Annotated in this window: 2 protein-coding genes; one reads left to right on the forward strand and one right to left on the reverse strand. The window is 54.0% G+C overall.

The genetic code is table 11. The features are described from left to right. Positions 1 to 440: IS6 family transposase (locus ACR0E6_RS21030; RefSeq protein ID WP_480586948.1), on the forward strand; the 440-nt coding region annotated here is incomplete at its 5' end. A gap of 160 nt (positions 441 to 600) precedes the next feature. Here the strand turns inward: ACR0E6_RS21030 and ACR0E6_RS21035 are convergent. Next, positions 601 to 1,358 (reverse strand): IS5 family transposase gene (locus tag ACR0E6_RS21035; protein WP_480586951.1). Its coding sequence is split into 2 segments (ribosomal slippage): positions 601 to 1,037 and positions 1,037 to 1,358, totalling 759 coding nucleotides; the frame shifts between segments, so codons are not numbered across the junction. Positions 1,359 to 1,608: the final 250 nt, after the last annotated feature.

Raw genomic sequence — 1,608 nt, forward strand, 5'->3', positions numbered from 1 at the left:
AAGTGAAGGGTGAGTTGGTTTATCTCTATTCCGCCGACGACACACACGCCAAAATCCTGGACTTCATGCTATCCAAGTGCCGGAATAAAGCTGCTGCGACGAAGTTCTTCGCTCGTGCGCTTGAGGTGAACGGTTTGCCACGGAAGATTGTCATCGACAAAAGCGGGGCCAACACAGCTGGTATCAAAGCCATAAACAAGATGCTGAAAGGCTTTGGCTGCCCAGTACCAATCGAGATGGTGAGGCGGAAATACCTCAATAACATCATTGAACAAGATCATCGATTCATCAAACGTCGGATCAGGCCCATGTTGGGTTTCAAGTCTTTCTCATCAGCTGCATCTGCCCTAGCCGGTATCGAACTGGTCAACATGATCCGCAAAGGTCAATTCACGCCCGGTCTCTCTCCGTTTCAGCAGTTCGCCCAAATGGCAGGATAATCGACCCGCCTGCGCCAGCTCCTCAGCCTTCAAAGGAATTTGCGACAGAACCCCACTGACGTCCTGCCTTTTCTGCCTCGGTCAGATATTAGGTGCACAAAACCGGCGATCCGGTTCAATCTTGGGGCAAGTTTTTTGGCAGACTTGTTAGGGTCAGGATTCATAACCAATAGATGACGAGAGCGGCGAGCGCGATGGCCGAGAGGAACACCTTTGGGGATCGGTCATAGCGTGTTGCCACGCGCCGCCAGTCCTTGAGCCTACCGAACATGATCTCGATGCGGTTGCGCCGTTTGTATCGCCGCTTGTCGTATTTGACTGGAGCCTTGCGCTTCTTCCGGCCAGGGATGCAGGCGCGTATCCCTTTGTCTTTTAACGCATCCCTGAACCAGTCGGCGTCATAGCCGCGGTCTCCGAGTAGCCAGTCGACTTTTGGCAGACTGCTGAGTAACGCCCGTGCGCCGGTGTAATCGCTGACCTGCCCGGCAGTGACGAATAGATTAAGCGGCCGCCCCTGGCTGTCGCAGATGGCGTGCAGCTTCGTATTCATGCCACCCTTGGTTCGACCAATCAGGCGTCCACGCCCCCCTTTTTTGCGGCCATGCTGGTCGCGGTGCGGTGGGCCTTTAGATACGTCGCGTCGATCATCACGGTCTTTTGCTCGCCATGTTCGGCAGCCAGGCCGACCATCATCCGCGCGAAGATGCCTTTCTCGCTCCATCGTTTCCACCGGCTGTACAGCGTCTTATGCGGTCCGTATTCCCTGGGAGCGTCGCGCCAGCGCAACCCGTTGCGATTGATGAAGATAATCCCGCTCAGCACTCTCTTGTCATCGACCCGTGGCTTGCCGTGCGACTTCGGGAAGAAAGGGGAAAGCCTGGCCATCTGCTCGTCGCTCAGCCAGTAAAGGTCGCTCATATCACCACTCCATTTTAGAAGCCGTGAATCACGCAGCGCGTTGAAAATCAATGCGTCCTGACCCTAACTTCAGCCAAGATACAAAGGGGTGTCCGTCCAGGCTATTACAGAATTGAACGTCCAAATACGAGATCGGTTTTAGCGTTTTTGGGAGCACGCAATGATGTCATAGATCAGATCTTGAGTAGGAATCCACCGCCATCTTTTATCGACTTTGTGCCAAAAAACGGAAAACTGGAGTGTCTTTGGA

It is taken from the genome of Ruegeria sp. AP12 (assembly GCF_056540025.1).